The organism is [Clostridium] symbiosum ATCC 14940, assembly GCF_000466485.1.
GTDB lineage: Bacteria > Bacillota > Clostridia > Lachnospirales > Lachnospiraceae > Otoolea > Otoolea symbiosa.
Genome location: NZ_KE992881.1, coordinates 1 through 25,296 on the forward strand (window position 1 = coordinate 1; position 25,296 = coordinate 25,296).

Genomic DNA, 25,296 nt, shown 5'->3' on the forward strand with positions numbered 1-25,296 from the left:
CGGCGTCCTCACCTGCTTAACTAAATCTCCATTACCGAATTAAGTTGTAAAAAGTCGATTTATGTAGTGTAATTGCGGACAAAGTATGATAGAATAATTAACAATGAGAGCGACAGCAGGTGGTAAGTATGAAAGAAAGGATTAACCGTCTGGCGAAGGGAATCATCGATTCGGATCTTCCGAAGATGATTTGGACGCCGGATGTGATTGAGGATACGGTACGGGTTGGCACGACTGTGAAGAGGGAGATTTTTATCGGCAGTGAGAACGGCCTGAATGTAAAAGGGTTCGTCTATTCTTCCAATATCCGCGTGCGCATTCCAAATGACAATAATACGTTTGGAGGACTCCGGAATCATATAGTTTACGAAGTGGATACTTCTTTTTTATCGGCAGGAGATGAGATAGAAGGCTCTTTTTATCTTGTGACAAACTGCGGGGAAAAGGAGATTCCCTATCTGTTCCATGTAGATCTCGCCACATCGGGCAGAATACTCGGGAACCTGAATACGGCAAAAGACTTTTTAGAAGTCGCGGAGCATGATATGGACACGGCTCTGCGCCTTTTAGAGTACCAGGATTTTACAGAAGCGCCTTTTATGCAGGACATGCATACGAGGGCTCTTTACGACAGCCTTAAAGGCCATGGGAGCAGGCAGAACTTTATGGAAGAATTCCTGGTGGCGCTGGGAGTTAAGAAACCAATCCGCCTGATGGTTGAGGAAGATAAAAAAGTTTATGACAATCCGGGCAGACGTCTGGAGGATTTTATTGTAATAAGAAGCGACACCTGGGGATACATTTATCTGGAAGCTTCTGCGGACGGTGACTTTATTCATCTCCCGAAGAAGAGCGCGACCCAGGCTGATTTCCAGGATGGAACCCTGCGGCTTCCTTTTAATATTCTGTCGGAACGCCTCCATGTGGGGAAAAATTACGGAGCGATTCTGATTAAGACGGCGAGGGGAATCACGAAAATTCCGGTGGAAGCCACGGTTAACAGCTCCCGCGATGCGGAACGCGCCGTTTTCCGGGAGGAGATGAGGGAATACCTGGAACTGCGCCTGGAGTATGAGAGCGGAATGTATGAGGACGCTCTGATTCTGAATCAGATGCAGAAGGAGCTGGATCTGATGAAGATGACCAGTGAGCAGCTGCTCCTGTCTTTGCTGCAGGCAGAGATCTATGTTCTGACGGGCCGTCAGGACAAGGCCTGCCTGATTCTCGACGAAGTAAGGGACAGCGTCCTGACAAAACGGCTGGAGCAGAAGGAGCTGTACTGCTTCTATCAATATCTGCAGGTGAAGATCTGGAATGACAAGGAGCAGAAGGACTCTCTGATCCGTCTGCTTCAAAAGTACTGTTCCGAGGAGGACAGATACAGAAATGATTTTATACTCTATCTGATGCTGCTGAAAGTGAATGAGGAATTATTTGAGAATCCGGTTACGGTTCTCATCAGTATGGAGCAGGAGTTTAAGGACGGCTGTCACAGCCCGTTTTTATATGTGGAATGCCTGAAGCTGCTTGAAAAGGAACCGGGATTTTTAAAGAATATGGCCAGGTTTGAATTATACGCACTCTATTTCGGCGCTAAACGTGGAATGGTAAGCCGTGACCTGGCTCTGGCGGCGGCCAAAGCTTTAAATGGAGCGAAGGGCTTTAAGGAAATTTATCTGAAGCTTCTTTGCCGGCTGTATGAAATGTATCCGGAGCAGGAGCTTCTTTCCTCCGTCTGCTCCATGATGATAAAAGGCAACTGCCGGGGAAGCCGCTGCTTTGAGTGGTATGACAAAGCGATTAAAGCATCCGTCAGCCTGACCCGGCTGTATGAATATTTTCTGTATTCCCTGCCGGAAGATTATGGGAAGCTCCTGCCGCGGGAAGTACTTTTGTACTTTTCTTATTCGACGGAACTGGATGCGCACAGCCGCTGTGTGCTTTACAGCAATATACTGGCCTATACACAGAGGGATTCCGATATTTACCGGCTTTATGAACGGGCAATCGAACAGTTTGCGCTGGAACAGCTCTTTGCCGGGAGAATCAACAGCCGTCTGGCAGTTATCTACAAACACATGATCTATAAGGAACTGATTGACCCACAGCTTGCCAGGGCTCTGCCTGCGGTTCTTAAGTCTAACCGGATTACCTGCCGTGACGCCGCGATGCGGTATGTTGTGGTGCGCCATGGCGAACTGATGACAGAGGATGCTTATCCGCTCCAGGATGGAACTGCATATGTACCACTGTTTTCGGAGCGGGATATCATTCTGTTCCAGGACTCCTTCGGCAACCGGTACCTGAATATACGGTATGAAAAGGTATCAGCCATGGAGGCGGTGGATGAGCTGCTGGAATGCTGTTTTGAAGTTTATCCGGATCATCCCGTACTGTTTGTAAACGCCTGCTATGAAGCGATGGAGAAGGAGGAACTGAACGGGGACAATGCAGCCCTGCTGGAACTGGCAGATCAGAAGATGAAGCTGCATCCGCTGTTCCGTTCACGGCTCATGTCCGCGATTGTCAGGTATTATAAAAAGCTGGCGGATGAGAGCGGGGATGGGAACAGAAACAGCAGCGTTTCCTATCTTCTCTGTCTTGACAAGGATGCGCTGACCAGGGACGAGCGGAGCGGTGTCTGCGAGACGCTGATCCGGCAGAACTATTATACGGAAGCTTATGAGATGATCTGCCGCTATGGAATTGAAGGCATCCAGATAAAACGGCTTTTGAAGCTGTGTACGAAGATGGTACTCCAGAACCTGTTTGACGAAGACGACCGTCTTCTTCATCTGGCATATGTGGTTTTTCTGGAAGAAAAAAGTGACAGTGTGATTCTGGACTATCTCTGTGAGCATTTCAACGGAACCGTTGATCAGATGTACCGCGTGCTGATGCAGGGGATTAAGGAGCACGTGGAGACGTATGACCTGGAAGAACGCCTGGTTGCGCAGATGCTCTTTACCGGCTGTACGGAAAAGATGGATCGTGTTTTCGAACTGTATGCGTCCAGAAAGAAGACGAGTGAAAATGTGGTGAAGGCATACTTCACGGTGAAAAGCATAGAATATTTCCTTTACAACAAAACGACGGAGGATAAGGTCTTTGCCTATCTGGAGGCAGCCGTCAATAACAGCGTGGAGAAGGACAAGGTGCCGGATATTTACCTGCTGGCCCTGACCAGATATTACTCCACACTTCCGGCGCTTCAGGATGATCAGCTGAAGCTCTGTCAGGCGGTAATCGACGTTTTAATCGAGGCCGGCATGATATTTGCCTATTTTAAAGATCTGGCAAAATTCATTGTCATTCCCGGTAATATTCTGGATAAGGAAATTATAGAATATCATGGCAATAAGGAGATCAGGCCATATCTTCGCCTTCGGATTCTTCCGGAAGAGGAGGAGTACCACTACGAGGATATGCGCCCTGTATACAAAGGCATCTATATTCGTGAGAAAGTTCTGTTTGAGGGGGAGATCATGGAATATCAGATTCTTGAGGATGAAAATGGGGAGAGGAAGACGGTGGAGGAAGGAAGTATTTCCTGCAAGGAAGTAACGACGAGAACTTTGGGGAACCGTTTTGCCTGCCTCAATGAGATGAGTCTCTCTCTGGAGCTTAAGAATGAGGCGGCGCTCAGGGAGCAGATGGAGGAATACTTGAAAAAGGATGCGGCCGTTTCAGAGCTGTTTACGTTACAGTAAGGCCGGTGCACCGGCAGGTGAACGGTATCTTATAATGTGCGGCCGTGTTTTGAAAGGACTTTTAGAAAATGGACGGACTTGTAATAGGAATGGATTTGTGTGATACCTACACTCATATTTCGTGTATGGAACCGGAGCAGACCTGGGTAATCCCTACTGTTGTCTGCAAGAATAAGAATGCAGATGAATGGTATGTGGAGGAGGAAGCTTACGCCCATACCCTGGTCGGTGACGGGATTATGGAGGATAAGCTCTTAACACAGGTTATGAAGGACGGTACGGCTACAATCGGCGGAATCAAATATGAGGGGATATATCTACTGAAAATGTTCCTTGAGAAAGCCCTGGAGCTGCCGAAAAAGGCGGCCGGCAGCCGGGAGATAGCCAGTATAGTGATTGCTGTAAGCTGCCTGGATGTTAAGCTGATGGACAGTCTTCTTTACTGTGCCGATTATCTGAAGATCCCGCGCGACAGGGTACATCTGATCAGCCATACGGAAAGCTTTGTCTACTATGTGATGAGCCAGAAGCGGGAGGTCTGGAGCAATCAGGTGGGAATGTTTGACCTGACGAACCAGAGCCTGCGCTATTATGAGCTGAAGGTCCAGAGAGGACTTCGCCAGATGCAGGTGGTAGCCGATTGTGAGAACCTGGAGGAGGGCTTCCATCTCGATGTGCTGGATAACACGGCAGGCGCCAGGCTGGCGGATCGGATTCTCTGTTCCTGTGCGGACCGTATTCTTCAAAAGCGCCTTTTTTCTGCCATTGTACTGACCGGAAAGGGTTTTGAGAATACGGAATGGGCGCCGGAGTTTATGAAGCAGGTGTGCAGCCGCCGGAGGCTTTTCGTGGAGAACAGCCTTTTTTCCAAAGGCGCGCTCATGAAAGCTGCCGATTACCTCCAGGAAAAATCATCGTATCCATTTATCTGTATCTGTGAAGGCAGGCTTAAGACAACGGTTTCCGTCAAGGTGCTGAATCACGATAAAGAAGGACAGCTCGTTTTGGCGGCGGCCGGAGATAACTGGTATGAGGCGAAGAGTACGGTGGATTTTATTGTCACCGGTAATCCTGAAGTGGAATTTACCATTTCACCCCTCGATCCCAAGAAGAAAAAACTGGTAAAGATTGGCCTGGAGGACTTTCCGAAGCGGCCCGACAGAACGACAAAGATAGAGCTTTCACTGGGCTTTTCCGATGACCGCACCATGGTAGCCGTGATAAAAGATAAAGGGTTTGGTGAAATTTTTCCCGCTGAGAATGTTATGATAAAACAAGAGGTTGGATTATGAGTTTGATACTTTGCAGACATGAGCCGGTTAGACATCCATATTATATAGAACGCCTGGGAATCCATATTGCTTCTTCCCAGGAGCTTTGCTATGTGATTTATAATAATCCCCTGCTCGCCATGGAAGGCCTGATTAATGATAATCTGATCACATTTATACGGACGGAATTGGATATGGCATTCCTGGCAGGAAAGCTGGATGTCTGCAAGAAGAGCGGGGAAGACCCGGATGAAATGATTTTTATCATTCTTCAGGAGTGCTATTATTATACGGCCAGGGAGATAGGCAAGTTCCGGCAGAAAATAGCGTCCTACAAGAAGATGAGCGCTGCCGAACTTACAAAGGAGACGGCAGACTTTTATTTCAGGCTGAAACAGTACGGCACGGCCGTGATTTATTACGAAAAGATTCTGGATGACTGGCGGATTAAATCTCTCAGCGATGAATTTACCGCAAAAATATGGAATAATATCGGAGCCTCCTATGCCGGAATATTCTGGTTTGAAAAGGCGATGTCGGCATTTGATATGTCATATAATTTTCAAAAAAACAGGGAGACGCTTAAGAAAATATACCAGCTGACCCTCCTGAATCCGGAGCTTACACTGAAGGAGCGCTATGAATCTCTGATAACCCGCCAGCAGAAGGACGAGTGGAAAGAAGAATTCGAGAAGCTGACGCAGGCGGCATCGGAGGACAGAAAGATCAGGGAGGTGGAGGAATTGTTTGACAAGGATCCTATCAAACGGATTTCAGGCGCCGGGAAGCTGCTTGCGAAATGGAAGCAGGATTACAGAAAAATGATCTAGAAAAGTAACAGGAATGGGGAGAAGTTATTCGATGAAAGAACTGAAAGGATCTGTATATGCCGTCATTTCAGCTATAATATTTGGCTGCATGCCGATTGTGGCAAAGTATCTTTACGCGGAGGGCTGTAATCCTGTCAGCCTTGTAGTATACCGTTACAGCCTTGCGCTGCCGGTTCTGCTGATACTGGCATTGAGGGAACAGGGGAAAGATGAACGCGAAAGAAAAGCAGCAGGAGAGCCGTCCAAGCGTGATTCAGGAATGAGGATTACGATGTCCCAGCTCCGCCAGTTTATTATACTGAGCACAGGATTTTCACTGACCCCGATCCTGCTGTTTTCCTCTTATAATTATATATCGAGCGGAAGTGCTACGACGATTCATTTCAGTTATCCGGTGCTTGTAATTCTGGCCTCTGTCTTTATCTTTAAGGAGAAGGCCACCTGGACGAAGATTGCTTCGGTGGTATTCTGCGTCATCGGCCTGGTTCTTTTTTATGAACCGGGGCAGGCGAACGGAGCGGCCGGAATTCTTCTGGCGCTGGCGTCCGGTGTCACCTATACATTTTATATGATGTATTTTGAACGCAGCACGCTGAAATTCATGAAACCATTCAAGACGAATTTCTACATGTCGCTCGTATCGGCAGTGATGGTATTTGTCCTTTCTCTGGCGACCGGAACTTTTGTGCTGTTTCATTCCATACGGGGGTGGGCGGCAGCTTTCGGTTTCTCTTTCATGCTGATTGTTGTGGCCTGCGTTCTCTTCCAGCTTGGCATTGCCATGACAGGCGCACAGAAAACGGCAATACTAAGCACCTTTGAGCCGCTTACCAGTATAGTGCTGGGAGTAGTCTGCTTCGGTGAAGCAGTGGGGATTAAGACAGGGATTGGCGTGGCATTTATTTTGGCATCGGTTATCTCGATCACCCTGTTTGGACGGAAAAACGCCTGAGGCTGGCTTGAACCGCTTGCTCTGCATTTATACTCCTGCTTTTGGCCGGTTATTTTCTCTCACCCTGGCATTCAGTTGTCTGATTCGTCTCTTTGTTACCGAATACAGCGAAAACCATATCACAAAATATATGGCAAAAAAGAGCGCGAAGTAGAGAGATATCCCCAATAAACTATGCTCCATCCATCGCAGGAGGTATGCGATGGGGAAGGTTGCGGTGGATCCAATGATTAGGTGGGTTATTGTCTGACGCAGCAGACTCCAGTTTTCTTTTTCCCAAACCACGGAGGAGCCTGCCCATATGGCGCCATAGATAAGTGAGCATACTGACTGAAGCAGGACGGCATTAATTTCCGAACCGCAAAGGGCGGTAAGCTCCGGCACGACGGCGTGAAAGCGGCCGTCGCCGATAAACAGGGAAATAATAATCGTGATGGCATAACTGATGGCAAGACCTGTCGGAGCGCCAAACAGACAGCGGTAAAACAAATTTTTTTTCATATTGACCACCTCATAATCCTAATAATTGTTTGATTTTGGCGATGTAGCGCCGTGAAACATAAGTAACCGCGCCATTTGACAGGGATACGCAAATCGTACCGGTGAAGCTCATATCGAACTCCTCTATTTTTCTCAGATTAATGATTTCCGAATTTGAAATACGAACAAAGAACTTTCTGTCTAACCTGTCTTCAAGCTCATACAGGCGCAGCCGGACCTGGTATTCATCGTCTTCTGTCACGGCGAAAACCTTGCTGTTTGCCGCATAAATGCGGATTATTTTTTCTTGCTCCAGCAGAGAGACTGTCTCCTTTTTGAAGCCGGCAAGGAGACGGGGCTTTTCTTCTGCCAGACGCTGCATCAATTCTGATATTTCATCTGTGATTTTATTTGTCATGATGATTATTCTTGGCTCGGACAGAGTTTCATCAATTTTGAGCTCAATCTGCATTCCCTTCACCCCCTTTTCAATACAGTTATAGTATAGCGAACTTACAAATCAGAAGCCACTGTTTTGCGATAGATGGTCGTTTTAGACGCATAAGCGGTAATTGTCTCCGCACTTTTTTACCGGCTTATAAGCTGTCCGATATTCTTAATAAGAACGGAGATCGTCCCGTCTTCATTGGTAATGAATTCCACGTGGTCCGGATTCCGGTATTCTTCCATTGGAATGGAGATTTCAATACCCGTATCTGTGGTGAGATGCTGTTTCTGAAATTTCTTGATTGTCTGCTCGCTCTTTGGCTGAACTGTCTCGTAGGACATATTGTACTTGTCCAGCTTTTCGTCAAGCTCTACCTGCATCTCAGGACTGTCCGGAAAAATCTTCTCTTTTATTGTGGCGACTTTTATCTCGCCTGCCTCTTCAAGCTCCGTACAAAGAACATTCTTTATTTCCATTCTGCGTTCCGGCGCTTCGTCGCCGTAATACTTTTTATTGACCTGTTCCACGGCCCTCGTTACAATATCCAGCTTCGATTTTTGTGACAGCGGTGCGTGGCATTCCAGGAACAGCTCCGAAAAATAAAAGCGCTTTTCGCCGTTAACCTCATATTTTTTCTCGGTCAGGAGAATGCTTCCGTCGGAGAGGTTCACAATGAAGGCCTCGGACAGCTTCTGTCCCTGAGCCGGCAGCAGAGCGCGCTGAAGAATAATATCATTGCGGTTACCTCCTTCCGCTTCGCGGGTGGCATGGGTATATGAGGTCTTGTAATTCATCTTAAGAAAGCCCAGATAATCGCAGCCTTCGCAGCTGAAGACGAGAATGGCAATGTCGGCTGCCGGAATATCGATGTTGGAATTCATGATATCATAGAGATTCTCTGCAAGCTGCTTGCTGGTTTCCACGAAATTATCGGGCGTACAGTTTTCAATCAGCTCTTTCAGCGGGGAGCTGTCGGAGAAGCTGCACTGTTTGATATCATCGCTCTCGGTGATTTTTTCAATATGAGCCTTTAAGAAATCTGAAAAATCAGGGCCGATTTCCATCGCCTGGTCGGAAAGCACCGGTATCCCTACCGAAGAATCCAGGATATGGATGATGGCTGCTTTCATGATTATATCGTCACTTTTCATATGTAGTTATCCTCCTTTTCAAACATGCTCTAGTATTATAGCGGAAGGGAAAGAAAAATTCAACAAAAGGATGAGAATGGAGAACCAGGGTTACTGTTCACACGGTTGTTTTCCGCGTGGTATTATTGTTCGCACCGCGCCGCTTTTGGGCGGGGTGTGAACTGTAACGGACCCGGTCCGTTCTCCTGACACTGATTGTCTTAAATCCAGGCTCACAGCGCTCCTCCCTGGCTGATACAGGATAAGGCCCTCCATGACAAAATACGGATCATGGAAGGCCTTATAAAACGTTACGCTATATTTATGAATCAAGTCACTAATCTAAAAATTCTATCACATCCCTGACATTCCCGTCATCCGTATAGGTAAACTTCACCTTTTCATCTGCTTTCAGGAACGGGAGCAGCTCCGATACGGATATCTCTGCCGTGTAAACCTGGCGGCTTCCCTTCAGCGTGAAGTAGTAGCAGGTATTTCCTCCAACTACGGCGCTTTCAATCGCGTCAACGGTGCCGGAGATTTCAGTGCCTTCCCTGATTTCAGGAATTGCCACATCTTCCAGGTTCAAGGCGGTGCGATAATTGCGCTTAGCCTCGTCAATCGTCTGCCCGGTACCGACAATCTGGTACTGTTCCACATCGACAAACGCATACATCTTCACGAGTCCGGCCGCATCCTTCAGCGAAATGAAATAGGTCGGCCTGTCGGATATATTCAAAAGGAGCGGGAAGGTAGCTTTATAGTTCAGATGCTGTACCTGTCCTTGGGCCGATTCCATCGCGGAGAGTTCGGTGGCTCCGGGAACGGCATAAAATTTAGTATCCTTCGTCCTTAAGTTAACCAGAACAAATCCGATATTGGATTCATCCGATGTAACGGAGCTCATACCCGTATACAGATAAACGTCATCGTCAATCGCCAGGTAATTATATCCGTAGGTGGTACGGCGCACATTCCTCTGTCCGAAAATGGAGTTAATGTAACCGTTCTGGAACCGCCCGTTATCATCGAGCTGTTCGATAATCAGATTGGAATCATAGAGCTGGTCAATCCACTGGGGAACATCAGCCTTATCGTAGTAAGCGGATTCACCGGTTACGGCATTGACGAGTACCGCGCCGTCAATATCTTTTCCATTCCACCAGCCGATCCGGTATGCGATGGTTGGAGCCACCCAGTAGGGAGTGCCTTCATCATCGATTTCAAAAGAGACGGTCTCAAACATTTTAGTCGGATATTTAAAACGGATATAGCGGTAAATATTGCGGAAGAAATACTCGGTCGTGGAATATTTCATTCCGGAGTCAAGCCAGACGAGGTTTGTGTCCTGATTTACCATGTCTACGGCAATGTACGCCGGAAGTCCGGTTCTCATATTATAGAGCCATTTCACCGGATCCGCATAGGACAGAGGCGTAACACGGTAAGGAATACCTTTGTAGTTAATCTGTGTATAGTTATTCAGAATTTCAAACTGGGAGACGAGTTCCGTCATCTCACCCAGCTTTTTGCTTCCGAGTCTTGAAGCCGTATCCTTGTCTACCACAGGTATCTGGGACATGTTGAGTTCCGATACATCGGTGGTAAAGTTACCGTCGGTGATGGTAATGAGATCGCGGTACCTTGCGGCATTGAATACCTTAAGTCCCAGCGCGGTAGCCAGGATCATGAAAGCGACCAGAACCGCAATGGCGATAAAGCCGAATTTTAACGGTTTCCCCATATTGATCTTATTTTTTTCCTCGCTCTGTACCTTGCGGAATACGACCTGGCCCGTCACAGGATCTCTGGTGAGTTCCATACCCCGGCCGGAACTGAGATTCTGGATAAAATCCTTGACATAGGTGAGAAAGTTGACCACCAGGAAAATCACAATACATGAAATGAGATAAATAATGAAATTTCTATCTCTGAGGTTAATGGCCGGCAGCATAGAATAAAAGAGTAAGAACATGAGAACGGCCGATATAATAATTCTGGTTAAAATCGATGAAGCTTTTTTTAATTTCATAAATTCCTCCTTTAGCTGATACAGCCTATTGTATCCAGAAATGGTGAGAAAATCAAGGTATATTCGCAGAATAGCAGAGTATGCACGGAAATTTCGGGTATAGGCGGTGCAATAGGCCCTGAAATTGCAGCTTTCCGCCGATATATGTCATAAAACGTCTTGCCGGGCATGAAGAATACAGGATGTAAGGATGGTTGCAATGGATGGTGTCTGATATATTACATAATAAAATATAATTAATAAAAAATATTGCACTCACTATATTGATGTGATATAATTCTCAATAAAGAACTATTCTTTATGTGTACTTTAATTAAAGAACGCCGGTTGTATTGTGTGCTTTAATTGGAAACCCAAGTTTTCCGCGTAAGCGGAACCAGTTGAGGAAACTCAGAAAGGATGATTGTTATGGCAGAATTTGAACTGTCGTCAGTGGAAAAAGCCGTGAAGGGACACCTCCCAAAAGCTTTAGAGCTGAGCCGTTCCCTGAGAGAACATCCGGAACTTCCAGATCAGGAAATTGAATCCAGCAGAAAAATGGTGGAGATCCTGAAGGAGGCAGGCTTTGAGGTTACATACCCATATGCCGGATATGAGACTGCATTCCATGCTCTCTTTGATAATGGCGACGGCCCGGAAGTGGCAATTCTGACGGAGTACGATGCACTTCCGGAAATAGGACATGGCTGCGGGCACAACCTGCATGGTTCACTCTCCATACTGACGGGACTTGCACTTAAGGATCTGAAGGATTCCTATAAAGGAAAGCTGCATGTGATCGGCACCCCCGCGGAGGAGGAGAACGGTGCGAAGATAGGTATGGCCGCCCAGGGCATTTTTGACAATATGTCCCTGGCCATGATGATGCACAGCTGGTCGGGAGGCAAGTGCCGGGCCGATATGGACGCGCTGAGCCTGCGGTGCTATTTCGTGGAATTTTACGGCCAGGCAGCTCATGCGGTTGCCGCGCCGTGGGAAGGCAGAAGCGCTCTGGCGGCGGCCAGAAAGTTCCTGGATCTGATTGATGCACGGCGTGAATGCTTTACCCCGGATGTCCATGTGAACAGCATCGTGGTAGATGGAGGAAAAGCACCCAACATTATTCCGGATTATGTGAAGCTCAGAATGGAATTCAGGACAGCAACAATGAAATCCATGGGCGCCGTAGACGAGATGGTGAAAAAGTGTGCGGACGGAGCTGCGCTTGCCCTGGACTGCGCCGTAAAATTCACAACGGTATTCGAGTTTGCCGACATGGTGCGGAACATGGCGTTGGAAGAGGAGGTGGTACGACAGTTTGAAAGCTTTGGCATGCCCACAACAGGCGTGGAGGCCGCCAGCGGTTCCTCCGATGTGGGAAATGTCAGCTACCGGTGTCCGGCCATACAGCCGCTGCTGGCCATCACGGACGAAGATTATGCATTGCATACGGCGGCATTCAGAGATGCCACTGCTTTGCCGCAGGCGGAGCAGGCAATGGAAAAGGGGGCATGTATCCTGGCTTTGATGGCTCTTAAGATATTTAATGATGAAGCGTTCAGAAACAGGGTTTATGCGGAGTTTCAGGAGCAGGTGGAGAAGAGGAGATAACCTGGTCTGTCTAAGAGAGGAGAGATTATATGAGTAGTGGGTCTGTAACCAAAAAGAAAAAATTTAAAATGCCTCATATTTATGTACTTCTTATTACTATAATCATAATTTGTGCGATTGCATCCTGGATCCTCCCGGCCGGAGAGTTTGACCGGGCGCTCAACGATGCCGGAAGGGAAATGGTAGTTCCGGGTACATATCACATAATCGAGTCCACACCGGTAGGCTTCTTCACCCTTGTTCAGTCAATTTATAACGGTACCGTCGATGCGGCAGGCGTAACTTTCTTCGTTTTTATTTCTTATGCCTCCATCGGCCTGATTATCGCCAGCGGAGCTTTTAACGGCCTTGTCGCCAGTATGCTCAGAATATTAAAGGGATCCGCACGCGCCGTTATTATCCCTGTATTTATCACACTGATAGGATGCGCCAGCTCAACCATCGGCGTATTTGAGGAAATGTTCCCGTTTATTCCGATTTTCGTAGGAATCGCCATAGCCATGGGGTATGATGCCATTGTCGGCCTGGCCATTGTCGCTCTGGGCACCGGTATCGGCTACAGCGGAGCTGTCATGAATCCGTTCACGGTCGGCATGGCGCAGAGTATTGCCGATATCCCTCAGATGTCGGGCGCCGGTTACAGGATTATATGTCATGCAGTTATGATTGCAGTCGCTTCATTCTTTGTGGTCCGGTATGCATTAAAGATCCAGGCCGATCCGACAAAGAGCCTTGTTTACGGCGATGATTTCAGCAGTCTTACGATGGATTCGGATCACATTGAAAACAAGCAGTTTGGCATCAGGGAAAAATTGGTCCTTGCGACTCTCGTTGCCGGTATTGTGGTAATTGTATGGGGAACAAAGACAAAAGGCTGGTATTTTGCAGAACTGAGTGCCGTATTCCTTTTGATGGGACTCGTAAGCGGTTTTATTATGGGCTGGGGACCGAACGAGATAGCGGAGAAAGTGGCAAAGAGCTTCTCCGAAATTGCCGTTGCCTGTATGATGATAGGTATAGCCCGCGGTATTCTGGTGGTTCTCCAGGCAGGCCATATTATTGACACGATCGTATATTACCTTTCTATCCCGCTTTCAAATCTTCCGGGAGCCATCTCGGCGATTGCAATGTTCCTGGTTCAGACCGGAATCAACTTCTTCATCCCGTCCGGTTCCGGCCAGGCGGTGACGAGCATGCCGATTATGGCGCCCCTGGCAGACCTGATTGGCATCTCCAGACAGTCGGCCGTATTGGCATTCCAGTTCGGCGACGGCCTTTCCAACATCGCATGGCCTACGGCCATGACACCAATTATCTGCGGTATTGCAGGAGTAAAGATTGAGAAGTGGTGGAAATGGTTTGTTCCGATTTTTATCGCTCTCGTTATAACCCAGAGTATCCTGATGGCTGTATCTGTAGTTGTCTGGTAACTCAAACAAACAGCCCGGAGCAGTTTCCGGGCTGTTTGCTTAACTGATGGCGGAAATGAATTTTCAGACACGCTCTAAGGCAGTACGGCCGCTTTATACGGGCACGCCGGCTGCCCGGGCCAGGTTCAGAGTCCGCACGGCACCGTCATAGAATGCGATATCCACCATTTTTCCATCTACGGTAAAGACACCGATTCCCTGCTCCTTCTGTTCGTCGATTGCCCTGATAAGCTTTTGGGCATAAATAATTTCCTTTTCTGACGGGTTGAAGATCTCATTTACAATTGCAATCTGCTTTGGATTAATAATCGATTTTCCGTCAAATCCCATCATGTGAATAGTCTCGACATCTTTTCTGAAACCTTCCATATCATCCAGGTTCGTATAAACCGTATCAAAACATTGAATTTTAGCAGCCCTGGCTACCAGGATCATAAGCTGCCTGGCTCCTGCCAGTTCCACCCCTGTCCCTGTAATCGAAGTTTGGAGATCCTTCGTGAAATCGCCTCCGCTGAGCGCAATTCCGAATAAACGGCCGGAGGAACGGCAGATTTCCAGGGCGTTTAATACGCCTGCGGCGGATTCCAGGGCCGCCATCAGCAGAGTGCTGCCTTCGGGGCGTCCGAATTCCTGTTCTGCTGCCAGTACGGCTTCTTCAGCGGCCTTCACGTCTGCCGCAGATTCTGTTTTGGCAATCCGGATTGCGTCCGCGCCTGCAGCCACGCAGACCCGGATATCTTCTCTCCAGTAAGGCGTATCCAGTCCGTTGATTCGTACAACACGCTCCACACCGCGGTAGTCAATTTCCTTCAGGGCATGGTACAGCGAATATCGGGCTGAATCCTTCTGATTCGCGGCGACCGCATCCTCCAGATCCAATATGATGGAATCCGGCTCATAAATATAGGGATCTTTAATCAGGCCGGGCTTTTGGCAATTCAGAAACATCATGGTTCTTCTAAGTCTGTTTTTATCCGGATTCATCGAATGGCACCTCCCCAGGGCAGCTGTTCCGTGATATGGCAGGAGCGGAAGACGGCGCATTCCACTCTTGCTTTCAGGGTGCAGTCGAGAGCGCCCTTATCTATCACGCTGATTTTTACATTTTTAACATCAAGGCGTTCCAGCGTTTCAAGAATTGTCTTTCTGATCTGCTTTCCATACTGGTTTATCACGCTGCTTTCCAATATAAGTTCAATTCCTTTAGCCGCAGGTTCCACCATCACCTGGGCGTCGCTGGACTCCAGCGTGCCGGCGATAGCCGTATTCACTATTTCCATAAAAACCTCCTCCTGTAATCGTCTGTGTTATATTTATTGTTTCATTTACTGTGATTATACTGAAAAGTATCCGGAACCGCCAATATTAAGATTAGATATCAGATATTAGAAAAACTGATAGGGTGCATGTGGGAATCCATATTGTTCAAATCAAAAATTATCTGATAGAATGAATTCATCGAAGAGGCCGGAATACATGGGGAAACGGCCGCTTAATGACAAGAAGAAAAAGAGGAGGAGTTCAAATGAAAAAAAGAGTAGCAGCACTAACAATGGCAGTCGTTATGGCAGTATCAGCAGCGGGCTGCAGTGGCGGGGCGAAAGAATCCGGTTCCCAGACAGAAACAAAAGAAGCGTCGGCGCAGTCAGACAAAGACAGCGGGGCGAAGGAAGAGGAAAGCACCTGGCCGCAGGGTGAAACTCTTACGATTATTGTTCCGTTCAAAGCAGGCGGAAGCGCAGATTTGATGGTCAGAGGCATTCTGCCGTATTGGGAGGAAACAGCCGGGTGTACATTTGTGGTGGAGAACCGGGAAGGCGCATCCACGATGGTCGGTTCCGTATATTACCAGACCTTGCCGGCGGACGGCACCAGCATCTACTGCGGAACGCAGACATATCTGAGCGGCAACCAGGTATTGCAGGGGGCGACCTATGATATTACCGATTTTGATCTTATCAATATGCAGCAGATCGACCCGACAACGATTACCGTGCTGGACACTTCACCTTATAACTCTATTGAAGACTTGATCAAAGCCATTCAGGAAAATCCGGGCAAAATCAAAGTCGGGCTGACGGCCGGAGGAGCAGGCTCCATTCTGCTTGGAATCCTGACGGAGGCATTTGATCTGGATTATAAGACCATCTATTATGACAGCGGCAATGATTTCCGGACTGCCCTGATGGGAGGCCATATTGATTTTATCACAGGCTCCGCTAACGGCGATATGGGGCTTGGCGATCAGGCAAAGGTTCTGGCCGTCTGCGGCTCTGAGAGGAATGCAATCTGGCCGGATACGCCCTGTTTTGATGAAGTTTATCCGGATTTGAAAATTCCGGGCTCCCTCGGCTCCTGCCGTCTTTTTGCCCTGCAAAAAGGGGTGAAGGAAAACTATCCGGAGCGGTATGAGAAGCTGGTTGAAACTTATAAAGCGGCTTTTGAAAATCCAGAATACCAGAAGTTCCTGGAATCCGGCGGGGAACTGGCCGTCTCGGCGTACCGCGGCCCGGAGGAGAGCAACAGGCTGAATCTGCAGCTTCATGAGCTTGTAGTACAGTATCAGGACTGGCTGAAAGAAGAATAACAGGCAACGGAACGATAACCTGTACGTTCCGCGCACAGATCATCGTATTCAATGAATCTGCCCGGTATCCATGGATGAAGGATACCGGGCAGTCCAGACAGAAGAGAAAGAATGGACGGAAAAGGAGGACTGAGAATGGGTTCGCTCATAAAAAAACTGGCGCTTCCCGCAATCGTTTTACTCTGGTCGGCAGCCTACTTTATTGAAGTTGCCGGTTACAGTAAGAAAAACCAGTATTTGATCAAACCGGTATTTATCGTGATGGTCATTCTGTTTGTGGTCAATACATTTACCGATATAAGGGAGTGGAGAAGAGAACAGGAATCAGGAAAGGGAGCTTCGCAGATATCGCAGGAAGAAAAGCAGGTACTGCTTAAATCATTATTGGTAGTGGTCTCTATGGCAGTTTATGTGATTTTAATGCCTCATATTGGTTTTATCATTACAACGGCGGTTTTGCTGGCAGTGCTGCTGCTGATTATGCAGGTGCGCGAGTTCCTGCCTTTGATTTTGCTGCCGCTTATTGTAACCGGGATTTTATATGCTGTGTTTAAAACAGGACTGCATATTCCGCTCCCGGCCGGATTTTTAGGTTTTTAGGGAGGGCAAAAGATGCAACATTTCATTGAAGGATTTTCGGTAATATTTCAAATGCAGTATCTGTTGTATATGTTCGGCGGTGTGGGGATTGGACTGATCCTGGGATGTCTGCCGGGCCTGACGGGAAGTATGGGGATCGCACTGATGCTGCCTTTCACATACAAGATGCCGCCGCTTACGGCGCTTGTTTTCCTGCTTTCTATATACACGGGAGGTTTGTTTGGAGGCGCAGTTACGGCTGTTATGATTAATACACCCGGATCCACCGCCAATATGGTCACAATGCTGGACGGGTATCCGATGAATAAAAGGGGAGAGGGCGGAAAAGCGCTCGGAATTGCCCTGATGAGTTCTGTAATCGGCGGGCTGATAGGCTGTATTTTCTTATTGTTCGCAACAAAACCACTGGCTACGTTGTCACTGAAATTCGGTCCGGCGGAAATGTTCATGGTGGCGATATTCGGACTGAGCTGTGTGGGCAGTCTCGCAAAGAATACACTGAAAAGCGTGTATGCAGGCCTGTTTGGCATTCTGCTCGGAACAATTGGAATGAGTTCTCTTGGGACTATCCGGGGAACCTATGGAAACATGTTTCTGATGGACGGTATTCCAATGGTTCCGGCCCTGATTGGGTTCCTGGCCATGCCGGAGATTATCAATCTGGCAGGAAAAAAGATGATGACAGATAATAACGGGAATCACTCAACCGGTTTCAGGGCAGTTCTTTCAGGCTTTAAAGAGGTGCTGAAACGCCCTGTGCAGGCGGTGCTGTGTTCACTTTTAGGCGTGGTTATCGGAATCATGCCGGCCGCAGGAGCAGCCGTAGCTGGAATGATGGGGTACAACCAGTCAAAACAGTGGTGTAAAAGAGGGGACCAGTTTGGAACTGGCATTCCGGAGGGTGTAATTGCCTGTGAGACTGCCAACAACGCATCCGAGGGCGGAGCGCTGGCGACTCTGTTCGTATTGGGCATTCCCGGTTCGGCTTCTACTGCCATGATGCTCGGAGCTCTGGTACTTCAGGGATGGAATCCGGGACCGAAGCTGTTTATTGATCATGAGGACGTCATTTATATGGCCTTTTCTTCCCTGTTCATACAGCAGTTTGTCATGCTGATTTTGGGACTGGTACTATGCGCCTTTGCCGCATATATTGTGAAAGTGCCGACAAAATACCTGGTTCCCTGTATTCTTGTGCTGACCCTTCTGGGCGCGTTCTCTAACAGGAATACGCTCTTTGATGCAGGACTTATGCTGCTGTTTGGTGTGATAGGATGGGCGATGAAAAAAGCAGAATTCCCGATCATGCCTTTGATACTGGGACTTCTGCTTGGAAAAACGGCTGATAATGAATTGCTCCGGACAATAGAATCCTATGACAGTTTCTGGCAGATTTTCACCAGGCCGATCGTTCTGATTCTGGCGGTAGCCAGTATCGCCTGTATCTTTGGCCCCATGCTGGCAAAGAAGAGGAAGGCAAAGGCTTAAGACATGACGGAAAACTCAAGTGCGCTCTAAGGCACCTGTTTACCGGGAGCCAGCAGCCGCGAGGCCATCTCCACAAACGCCATGGTGGCTTTCGAACGGTAGGTATTGGGAGGGAACGCAAAGACCAGCTTGCGGTAAAGCCCTTCCCTGCCGATGGATAAGTAGGACAACTTATAGCTTCCGTTATAGACTGGATGGATGTAGGAGCCTGCCATAAAGGCCAGCCCCAGCCCCTGCTCGGCAAGGCGGATACTGGTCTCCGGGTTCTGGGTTTTCTGGATGACATGCGGTTTACAGCCATATTTTTCAAACTGGCTTTCCGCCAGAGTGAACAGCCGCTGTCCTTTCGAAAGCAGGATAAAGGGTTCATCCATCACGTCTTCAAAATTTATATAGCTGCGGCCGGTTTCCTCATCGCGCATTGCCCGTTTGAGAACAGGGGATTCCCTGTTGACAGCCAGATAGACCTCTTCTTCGTAGGCATCCTCGGTGGGCAGCTTTTTATTTATCAGTGGATAAGTTAAAAGAGCAACGTCTATCACCTGGCGAAGCAGATAATCCTCCAGAGTCTGGGTGTTGGCTTCCACTGTATGTATCGTAATCTGAGGGTATTTCGCATAGAAAGCCGGCAGGATGTCAGGCAGTACGAACGAACCCCGGAACGGCGTCAATCCCAGGGAGACCTTGCCGGTGGAGAGATTGGCAATATCCCACAGCTCATTTTGCAAATTGTTGCCGATGGCGACTATCTGGTGCGCGGCTTCGAGGACACGTTCTCCCGCTTCGGTGGGCCGCATCCCCGTAGAGGTGCGCACGAACAGTGAGCAGCCGATGGCCGCCTCGTAGCTTTTTAGAAACTGGCTTAAGGAGGACTGGCTGACGAAAAGCTTTTCAGCGGCTTTCGACAGGCTGCCCTCCTCGGCGATAGTTAGGATGTTGGTTAATTCCCGGAACTCCATGTGAGCGTTGACCTCCTTTGCGTGAAAACACCCTGCGGCTCGTGGTTGTGATTGTAAGTTTAACACTGGTTCGTCAATATGCACAAAAAATGTTCGAAATTGTCGAATAATATTTACAGATAATCATATATTGTTTATCAGCGTAAGTCAAGAAAAAATAAATGGAAAAAAATAGTATCATTATTTAGCCGTAAAAGTTCAGATAGTATGAACTGTTACATTTAGCAACAGATTGTTGGAGGATAGATAGCATGATTAACAAGGTTGGAAGAGATATACCGGATGAAATTTTAGAGCGGTACGGGAAAGAAGGGTATAACGGCCCGGATTACCGCAACGGTACCTATTATGTGAAGGCTGCGCCGAGGGTACGCAGCCGCATGGAAGGTTCCGGAAAGATTCTTCCCTCCCTGCAGGAGGCATTGCTTAAATGCGGCGTCAGGGACGGCATGGTTCTTTCATTTCATCACCATTTCCGTGATGGAGACTACGTGGTGAATCTGGTGATGGAGACGGTGGCGGCCCTGGGGATTAAAGACATTACGATATGCGCCAGTTCCCTGGGGGCGGCCCATGATCCGGTAGCGAAGCTGATAGAGGAGGGAGTTGTAACCGGAATCCAGTCGTCGGGAGTGCGCGGAAAAATAGGGGAGGCCATATCGGGAGGCAGGCTTAAAAATCCGGCCGTGATCCGCTCCCACGGAGGAAGGGTGAGGGCGATTGAGGAAGGCGACGTCCATATCGATATAGCATTTATCGGCGCGTCCACCAGTGATGAATACGGGAATGCCAGGGGCGTGGGAGGCAAGAGCAACTGCGGCGTTTTATCCTACTCCATGGTTGACGCCAAATATGCGGATCATGTGGTGGTGGTAACCGACTGCCTGGTGGAATATCCCAACCTTCCGGCCAGTATATCACAGGTAGATGTGGATTATGTGGTGGAGGTTGAGGCAATTGGCAACCCCGATAAAATTGTCAGCAATGTTGTACGTATGACAAATGACGTAAGAGAGCTTAAGATGGCGGAATACTGTGCCAGGGTTATCGCAAAAGCTCCTTTTTTCAAAGATGGATTTTCCTTCCAGACGGGGGGCGGCGGTGCAGCTCTCGCTGTGAACAGAATGCTGCGGCCCTATCTGGAAGAAAAAAATATCAGGATGGGATTTGCCATCGGCGGGATTACACAGCCTATGTGCGAGCTTTTAGAAGAGGGCTTTGTGCGCAGGATTGTGGATGCCCAGTGCTTTGATGCGGCCTCGGTGAAGTCGGTTGAAAACGACCCCGGACATTTTGAAATATCCACATCCGAATACGCTAACCCGATGAATAAGGGCGCTTACGTCAACCGTCTGGACTATGTGGTTCTTGGAGCGCTTGAGATCGATTTGGACTTTAATGTCAATGTGGTAACCGGTTCCGACGGAGTAGTGCGGGGGGCTCCCGGCGGCCATCCGGACACCTCGGCAGGCTCCAATTGTTCCATTATTGTAGCGCCTCTGCTGCGAAGCCGTATCCCGACGGTCTGTGACAGGGTAGTGACGGTGACGACACCGGGGGAGTGCGTGGATGTGCTTGTTACCGATTATGGCATAGCGGTCAATCCTTTGAGACAGGATCTGCTTGGGGCCTTCCGGGAAGCAGGACTTCCCCTGAAGACGATTGAGGAGCTTCGCGATATCGCTTATTCGATCGTCGGAGAGCCGGAACCGCTGGAATTTGGGGAGCGGGTGGTAGGAATTGTGGAGAGCCGGGATGGGACAATTCTGGACGTGATAAGGCAGATAAAAGACTAGGGTCTGTTTGAAAATACATAAATAACAAGGTGGAATTTGTGATGAGAAAAGAAGATAAGGGAGTCTATCTGGTAAATGGAAACCGGATTGTAAGCAGCGAAGAGAAACATCTCCTGACCGGCATCGGTTTCACCGAGGCGGAGCTTAAGACGGCAAAAGAGGGGACAATGGCCTGGTCGATACTGAAGGCCCATAATACTTCATCGGATATGGAGAACCTGAGGCTGAAATTTGATGCGCTTGTAAGCCATGACATGACATATATGGGAGTGCTGCAAACGGCAATTGCCTGCGGTGTGGAAGAATTTCCGATCCCCTTTGTCCTTACAAACTGTCATAACAGCCTGTGTACGCTTGGAGGAACTCTGAACGAGGATGATCATCTCTTTGGGATGGGGGCAGTAAAAAAATATGGAGGAATCATGGTTCCGGCCCACCAGGCGGTTCTTCACCAATATATCAGAGAGCAGCTGGCCGGGGGCGGAAAAATGATTCTGGGGGCGGACAGCCATACCAGATACGGCGCGCTGGGAACAATGGCAGTTGGGGAAGGCGCCGGCGAGCTGGTGAAACAGCTTTTGTGCCGCACCTATGATCTGGCAAGGCCCCCTGTGGTACTGGTATACATGAAGGGAACGCCTGCGGCCGGAGTGGGTCCGCAGGATGTGGCCCTGGATATAATACGGAATGTATTTTCTGATGGATTTGTAAAAAACAGAATCATGGAATTTGCAGGCCCGGGAATTGCAGGCCTCAGCATGGACTTCAGGAACGGAATCGATGTAATGACGACGGAATCCTCCTGCGTTTCCACGATTTGGCAGACGGACAGTACGGTCAAAGACTGGCTTTCCGTACATAAAAGAGAGAATGAATACCGGGAAATCCGTCCGTCCCGACTTGCCTACTACGATTATCTGCTGGAGGTGGATCTCGGCGAGGTGAAGCCGATGATTGCCCTTCCCTTCCATCCGAGCAATGCCTATACAATCGAAGAGGTGAATGAAAATCCCGAAGATATCCTGCGGCTGACAGAGGAAAACTGCAATGCGCAGATGAAGGAATTCGGCCTGAAGATGGATTTGAGGAGCAAGATTGAACATGGCCGACTGAGAGTGGATCAGGGAGTAATCGCGGGCTGTGCGGGCGGAATGTTTGAAAATATCAGCAAAGCCGCGGATATTCTCAAAGGCAGTTCCATCGGAAACGACATATTCCAGCTGAATGTTTATCCGGCCAGCCAGCCGGTATTCCAGGAAGTGGTGGAGAAGGGGATAGCCTCAGGCCTGCTCGAGGCGGGAGCCAATCTTCGCTCCGCCTTCTGCGGCCCCTGCTTCGGGGCCGGTGATGTCCCGTTTAACGGCGGATTTTCAATACGCCATACAACGCGGAACTTCTCAAACCGTGAAGGCTCCAGACCAAAGAGCGGCCAGCTTGCATCGGTTGCATTAATGGACGCGCTGAGCATCGCCGCAACGGCAGCCAATAAAGGATTCCTGACACCGGCGACGCAGTGGGAGGGAAGCTTCACAAAGCATCAGTATCATTTTAATCCGAAGCTGTATGAGAACAGGGTGCTGAACTGTTTTGGTAAGCCGGACAAGAGCGTGGAACTGGTAAAAGGGCCGAATATCAAGGATATCCCTGTAATACCGGGACTGAAGGAGGATTTGCTGCTCAAGGTTTCCGCCGTGCTTACCGATCCGGTTACGACGACTGATGAACTGATTCCGGGAGGGGAAAGCTCTTCCTACCGCTCAAACCTTTTAAAACTGGCTGAATATGCCCTGTCGGCCCGGGAACCGCAGTACGTGGGCCGCTGCAAGGAAATACAGAAGTGGGAGTCGGCGCTTATGGCCGGAGATAATCCATTTGAAACGGAGGAGGAGCTTAAGACGGCAGCAGTATACCTGAAAAGCCGGGGACTGTCTTTACAGACAGACAAAACCTGCGTCGGAAGCGTCCTGTATGCCAATAAGCCGGGAGACGGTTCGGCAAGGGAATATGCGGCAACCTGCCAGCGGGTGATTGGCGGATGGGCCAATATCTGCCGTGAATACGCCACCAAACGATACCGCTCAAACCTGATTAACTGGGGCATCCTGCCGTTTACCTTTCAGGGGGTGCCATGCTTTAAAACGGGAAGCCTTTTATGGGTTCCCGGCATCAGAAGGGTTCTTGAATCCGGCGGGAATGAAGCAGAGGCATTTGTGATTCCGGAAAGCCGGGAGGAAAAGCCGGAAAAAATCACGCTTTCCCTCGGAACGCTGGGTGAGACGGAGCGCCGCATCCTGCTGGAGGGATGTCTGATTAATTATTATAAATGCGGGGGCCGGTAAGGCTCTGGACATAGGACAGACAAAAGGAGACTCATCATCAAAGTCTCCTTTTGTATCTTTTCACTGCAGTCAACGGCAGTTTTTACCGTTTCTGCGCATAATTTACAGCCGTTTTGCCTGAGGCTGAACGGTAACATTAAAGTTTGAAATCCAGACGGTAAATGTTGACGGGACGGCCTTTGACCCCATTCCTTTTTTTGCCGCATACCGAGGCGTATCCGCCCTCTTCGAGATGGGACAGGTATTTATTCGCGCTACGCAGTGATATTCCAAGGCTGTTCATCAAATCCATGGATGTAATTTCTTCCGTTTCCAGAGAATTCAGGACTTCGGCAATTCGGACCACGGTTTCAGCGGATAGTTTTACCTTATCTGCGATTTGGGAAATCGCCTTGACGGAGAAGGCGGGGCCTGTCTCTGAAGAAGTACCGGCGGATAAAAAGGTAAGGGATTCGTTCTGATTAAGGAGGAAGCTGCCTGTATTATCCTTCATCCGGCTTTGTCCGTAATGGCTTGCATTGATGGCATTCAGGCGGGCCTGGTATATATTGTCGCCGATTCCATATCCGACGGAGCCGGGGAAATCAAGTCCTTTTATCAAAATGGGAAGGAGCGGGCATATACGGAAGCCTTCCGTCAGATTCTCCATGGTTTCATAGTCCATATAAAGCTCCAGATCATCATAATTGGCTTTGAAGATTGCTTTATTAAAATAGCGCTGGTTAAACTGTATCACCACACGAACCAGTTCAAGGCGGAACAGCTCATATTTATCCTTATACATCTCCCTGGCTTTCTCCGTATTGATATGGATGACGGCAGAGCGGTTTTTGTTAAACTTTTTAATAAAAATGCTCTTTTTCAGTTCCTCGATGCTGTTCCAGAATGCCCATTCACCGCGGTAAACGTAATAGCACCGGATATTCTTATCTTTCAGGCGCTCCAGCACACTGTAATAGTAGGTGATGATAATATCCAGCCTGCCTTCCATATACTGCTTTTCATAGAAATCCTGAACACGCAGCTCCTCCAGTTCGATTTCCTCAACCGACTGCAGGCTGCTCCAGCGTTTTTCATAGGTATAAGCGGCCTGTGCAAATTTCTCTTCGCGTATCAAATCCTCCAGTGTTTTCTTATCGTCAAGGAAATCCATTCCCACACGTGAGAGGTTCACGTTTTCAACGCCTGACGTTATAATGTGGTGAAGCAGCGCCTGGTAAACATTTTCAACATTGACGGAGGAGTGGGCGATAATGGCATCCTTGCTCTTTTCATCGAGGATTTTAATCGCCTGCAGCGGGATCAGGCCGCTGACATAAAAGCCGTCGTATTGATTTTTAATAGAAAGAAAAATATCCTGTATGTCCTGGATTGTTTTATACGGGAAGAAGTCGAAGATAACGTCATCCGGTTTGTTCGGCATGTAACTGTTTATCTTTTCCCTAAAATGTTCCTTAAGAATCAAAGCAATTTTAAATACCATTTTTTCTCCTTTTTGTTCGAAATGGGCAGGTGTAAAGAGGGAAAGGTACATATATAACCTTATTTTATAAATATAGCAGATGGGACTTAAGAACTCAAGCGGCTTTGCACTGCCTGGACGTGAGGTTGGGAAGTATGTGAAGATTTAGTTAAGCAGGTGAGGACGCCGCCG

General features: G+C 48.5%; 19 protein-coding genes. 11 read left to right on the forward strand and 8 right to left on the reverse strand.

The genetic code is table 11. From position 1 onward, the window contains the following. Positions 1-128: 128 nt before the first annotated feature. From CLOSYM_RS08765 to CLOSYM_RS08780, 4 genes are all read left to right on the forward strand, one after another. On the forward strand, positions 129-3,710 hold the full coding sequence (locus CLOSYM_RS08765) for a DUF5717 family protein (protein ID WP_021641840.1): 3,582 nt from the start codon (positions 129-131) through the stop codon (positions 3,708-3,710). Between the two features lie 68 nt (positions 3,711-3,778). Further along, positions 3,779-5,002, forward strand: coding sequence for a DUF5716 family protein (locus CLOSYM_RS08770; RefSeq protein ID WP_021641841.1), 1,224 nt, complete (start codon positions 3,779-3,781; stop codon positions 5,000-5,002). Further along, entirely contained in the window at positions 4,999-5,811 is an 813-nt protein-coding gene (locus CLOSYM_RS08775) for a hypothetical protein (RefSeq protein ID WP_003507758.1), read from the forward strand. Before CLOSYM_RS08770 ends, CLOSYM_RS08775 begins: the two co-directional genes overlap by 4 nt. 31 nt (positions 5,812-5,842) lie before the next feature. After that, positions 5,843-6,763 (forward strand): DMT family transporter, encoded by a 921-nt coding sequence (locus tag CLOSYM_RS08780; protein ID WP_004462103.1) that lies wholly within the window; start codon positions 5,843-5,845, stop codon positions 6,761-6,763. Positions 6,764-6,790: 27 nt separating this feature from the next. On the opposite strand, the gene CLOSYM_RS08785 is transcribed toward CLOSYM_RS08780, so the two are convergent. The 4 genes from CLOSYM_RS08785 to CLOSYM_RS08800 all read right to left on the reverse strand — a co-directional run bounded on the left by CLOSYM_RS08785 (position 6,791) and on the right by CLOSYM_RS08800 (position 10,853). After that, positions 6,791-7,264 carry a DUF3021 domain-containing protein gene (locus tag CLOSYM_RS08785; RefSeq protein WP_021641842.1) on the reverse strand — a complete coding sequence of 158 codons (474 nt, stop codon included), beginning with the start codon at positions 7,262-7,264 and terminating at the stop codon, positions 6,791-6,793. A gap of 10 nt (positions 7,265-7,274) precedes the next feature. Next, on the reverse strand, positions 7,275-7,715 hold the full coding sequence (locus tag CLOSYM_RS08790; RefSeq protein ID WP_021641843.1) for a LytTR family DNA-binding domain-containing protein: 441 nt from the start codon (positions 7,713-7,715) through the stop codon (positions 7,275-7,277). A 116-nt stretch (positions 7,716-7,831) separates the two neighbouring features. After that, positions 7,832-8,842, reverse strand: a complete 1,011-nt coding sequence (locus CLOSYM_RS08795) for a nucleoid-associated protein (RefSeq protein WP_003507754.1) — start codon at positions 8,840-8,842, stop codon at positions 7,832-7,834. 316 nt (positions 8,843-9,158) lie between these two features. Continuing rightward, positions 9,159-10,853, reverse strand: a complete 1,695-nt coding sequence (locus tag CLOSYM_RS08800) for a hypothetical protein (protein ID WP_021641844.1) — start codon at positions 10,851-10,853, stop codon at positions 9,159-9,161. 408 nt (positions 10,854-11,261) lie between these two features. Here CLOSYM_RS08800 and CLOSYM_RS08805 point away from each other — a divergent pair, with 408 nt between their 5' ends. Continuing rightward, entirely contained in the window at positions 11,262-12,443 is a 1,182-nt protein-coding gene (locus CLOSYM_RS08805; protein ID WP_044902285.1) for an amidohydrolase, read from the forward strand. A 29-nt stretch (positions 12,444-12,472) separates the two neighbouring features. Then, positions 12,473-13,873 carry a YfcC family protein gene (locus tag CLOSYM_RS08810; protein ID WP_003507751.1) on the forward strand — a complete coding sequence of 467 codons (1,401 nt, stop codon included), beginning with the start codon at positions 12,473-12,475 and terminating at the stop codon, positions 13,871-13,873. Positions 13,874-13,966: 93 nt separating this feature from the next. On the opposite strand, the gene CLOSYM_RS08815 is transcribed toward CLOSYM_RS08810, so the two are convergent. Both CLOSYM_RS08815 and citD read right to left on the reverse strand, forming a co-directional pair. Next, positions 13,967-14,857 (reverse strand): aldolase/citrate lyase family protein, encoded by an 891-nt coding sequence (locus CLOSYM_RS08815; RefSeq protein ID WP_021641846.1) that lies wholly within the window; start codon positions 14,855-14,857, stop codon positions 13,967-13,969. Beyond that, positions 14,854-15,153: a citrate lyase acyl carrier protein gene (gene citD, locus CLOSYM_RS08820; RefSeq protein ID WP_003507749.1), complete on the reverse strand. Its 300-nt coding sequence runs from the start codon at positions 15,151-15,153 to the stop codon at positions 14,854-14,856. Before citD ends, CLOSYM_RS08815 begins: the two co-directional genes overlap by 4 nt. 245 nt (positions 15,154-15,398) lie before the next feature. Here citD and CLOSYM_RS08825 point away from each other — a divergent pair, with 245 nt between their 5' ends. From CLOSYM_RS08825 to CLOSYM_RS08835, 3 genes are all read left to right on the forward strand, one after another. After that, a complete protein-coding gene (locus CLOSYM_RS08825) occupies positions 15,399-16,460 on the forward strand; it encodes a Bug family tripartite tricarboxylate transporter substrate binding protein (RefSeq protein ID WP_242828657.1) in 1,062 nt (353 codons plus the stop codon). A gap of 111 nt (positions 16,461-16,571) precedes the next feature. After that, entirely contained in the window at positions 16,572-17,060 is a 489-nt protein-coding gene (locus CLOSYM_RS08830) for a tripartite tricarboxylate transporter TctB family protein (RefSeq protein WP_021641848.1), read from the forward strand. Positions 17,061-17,072: 12 nt separating this feature from the next. Continuing rightward, positions 17,073-18,548: a tripartite tricarboxylate transporter permease gene (locus CLOSYM_RS08835; RefSeq protein ID WP_003507746.1), complete on the forward strand. Its 1,476-nt coding sequence runs from the start codon at positions 17,073-17,075 to the stop codon at positions 18,546-18,548. Positions 18,549-18,574: 26 nt separating this feature from the next. On the opposite strand, the gene CLOSYM_RS08840 is transcribed toward CLOSYM_RS08835, so the two are convergent. Then, entirely contained in the window at positions 18,575-19,507 is a 933-nt protein-coding gene (locus tag CLOSYM_RS08840; protein ID WP_003507745.1) for a LysR family transcriptional regulator, read from the reverse strand. A gap of 251 nt (positions 19,508-19,758) precedes the next feature. Between CLOSYM_RS08840 and citF the strand changes: the two genes are divergently transcribed. Next, complete coding sequence (gene citF / locus CLOSYM_RS08845) at positions 19,759-21,303, forward strand: citrate lyase subunit alpha (protein WP_004462096.1); 1,545 nt, start codon at positions 19,759-19,761, stop codon at positions 21,301-21,303. A 41-nt stretch (positions 21,304-21,344) separates the two neighbouring features. After that, complete coding sequence (locus tag CLOSYM_RS08850; protein ID WP_021641849.1) at positions 21,345-23,642, forward strand: hydratase; 2,298 nt, start codon at positions 21,345-21,347, stop codon at positions 23,640-23,642. 136 nt (positions 23,643-23,778) lie between these two features. Here the strand turns inward: CLOSYM_RS08850 and CLOSYM_RS08855 are convergent, their stop codons facing one another. After that, a complete protein-coding gene (locus CLOSYM_RS08855) occupies positions 23,779-25,125 on the reverse strand; it encodes a hypothetical protein (protein ID WP_044902284.1) in 1,347 nt (448 codons plus the stop codon). Between the last annotated feature and the right edge of the window lie 171 nt (positions 25,126-25,296).

What these genes read in the sequence shown, in the direction of transcription:
- CLOSYM_RS08855 (WP_044902284.1), bottom strand. Translation starts at nt 25,125, where the DNA reads ATGGTATTTAAAATTGCTTTGATTCTTAAGGAACATTTTAGGGAAAAG.
- CLOSYM_RS08805 (WP_044902285.1), top strand. Translation starts at nt 11,262, where the DNA reads ATGGCAGAATTTGAACTGTCGTCAGTGGAAAAAGCCGTGAAGGGACAC.
- CLOSYM_RS08810 (WP_003507751.1), top strand. Translation starts at nt 12,473, where the DNA reads ATGAGTAGTGGGTCTGTAACCAAAAAGAAAAAATTTAAAATGCCTCAT.
- CLOSYM_RS08780 (WP_004462103.1), top strand. Translation starts at nt 5,843, where the DNA reads ATGAAAGAACTGAAAGGATCTGTATATGCCGTCATTTCAGCTATAATA.
- CLOSYM_RS08770 (WP_021641841.1), top strand. Translation starts at nt 3,779, where the DNA reads ATGGACGGACTTGTAATAGGAATGGATTTGTGTGATACCTACACTCAT.
- citD (WP_003507749.1), bottom strand. Translation starts at nt 15,153, where the DNA reads ATGGAAATAGTGAATACGGCTATCGCCGGCACGCTGGAGTCCAGCGAC.
- CLOSYM_RS08785 (WP_021641842.1), bottom strand. Translation starts at nt 7,264, where the DNA reads ATGAAAAAAAATTTGTTTTACCGCTGTCTGTTTGGCGCTCCGACAGGT.
- CLOSYM_RS08790 (WP_021641843.1), bottom strand. Translation starts at nt 7,715, where the DNA reads ATGCAGATTGAGCTCAAAATTGATGAAACTCTGTCCGAGCCAAGAATA.
- CLOSYM_RS08835 (WP_003507746.1), top strand. Translation starts at nt 17,073, where the DNA reads ATGCAACATTTCATTGAAGGATTTTCGGTAATATTTCAAATGCAGTAT.
- CLOSYM_RS08840 (WP_003507745.1), bottom strand. Translation starts at nt 19,507, where the DNA reads ATGGAGTTCCGGGAATTAACCAACATCCTAACTATCGCCGAGGAGGGC.
- CLOSYM_RS08795 (WP_003507754.1), bottom strand. Translation starts at nt 8,842, where the DNA reads ATGAAAAGTGACGATATAATCATGAAAGCAGCCATCATCCATATCCTG.
- CLOSYM_RS08830 (WP_021641848.1), top strand. Translation starts at nt 16,572, where the DNA reads ATGGACGGAAAAGGAGGACTGAGAATGGGTTCGCTCATAAAAAAACTG.
- CLOSYM_RS08825 (WP_242828657.1), top strand. Translation starts at nt 15,399, where the DNA reads ATGAAAAAAAGAGTAGCAGCACTAACAATGGCAGTCGTTATGGCAGTA.
- CLOSYM_RS08850 (WP_021641849.1), top strand. Translation starts at nt 21,345, where the DNA reads ATGAGAAAAGAAGATAAGGGAGTCTATCTGGTAAATGGAAACCGGATT.
- CLOSYM_RS08800 (WP_021641844.1), bottom strand. Translation starts at nt 10,853, where the DNA reads ATGAAATTAAAAAAAGCTTCATCGATTTTAACCAGAATTATTATATCG.
- CLOSYM_RS08775 (WP_003507758.1), top strand. Translation starts at nt 4,999, where the DNA reads ATGAGTTTGATACTTTGCAGACATGAGCCGGTTAGACATCCATATTAT.
- CLOSYM_RS08765 (WP_021641840.1), top strand. Translation starts at nt 129, where the DNA reads ATGAAAGAAAGGATTAACCGTCTGGCGAAGGGAATCATCGATTCGGAT.
- citF (WP_004462096.1), top strand. Translation starts at nt 19,759, where the DNA reads ATGATTAACAAGGTTGGAAGAGATATACCGGATGAAATTTTAGAGCGG.
- CLOSYM_RS08815 (WP_021641846.1), bottom strand. Translation starts at nt 14,857, where the DNA reads ATGAATCCGGATAAAAACAGACTTAGAAGAACCATGATGTTTCTGAAT.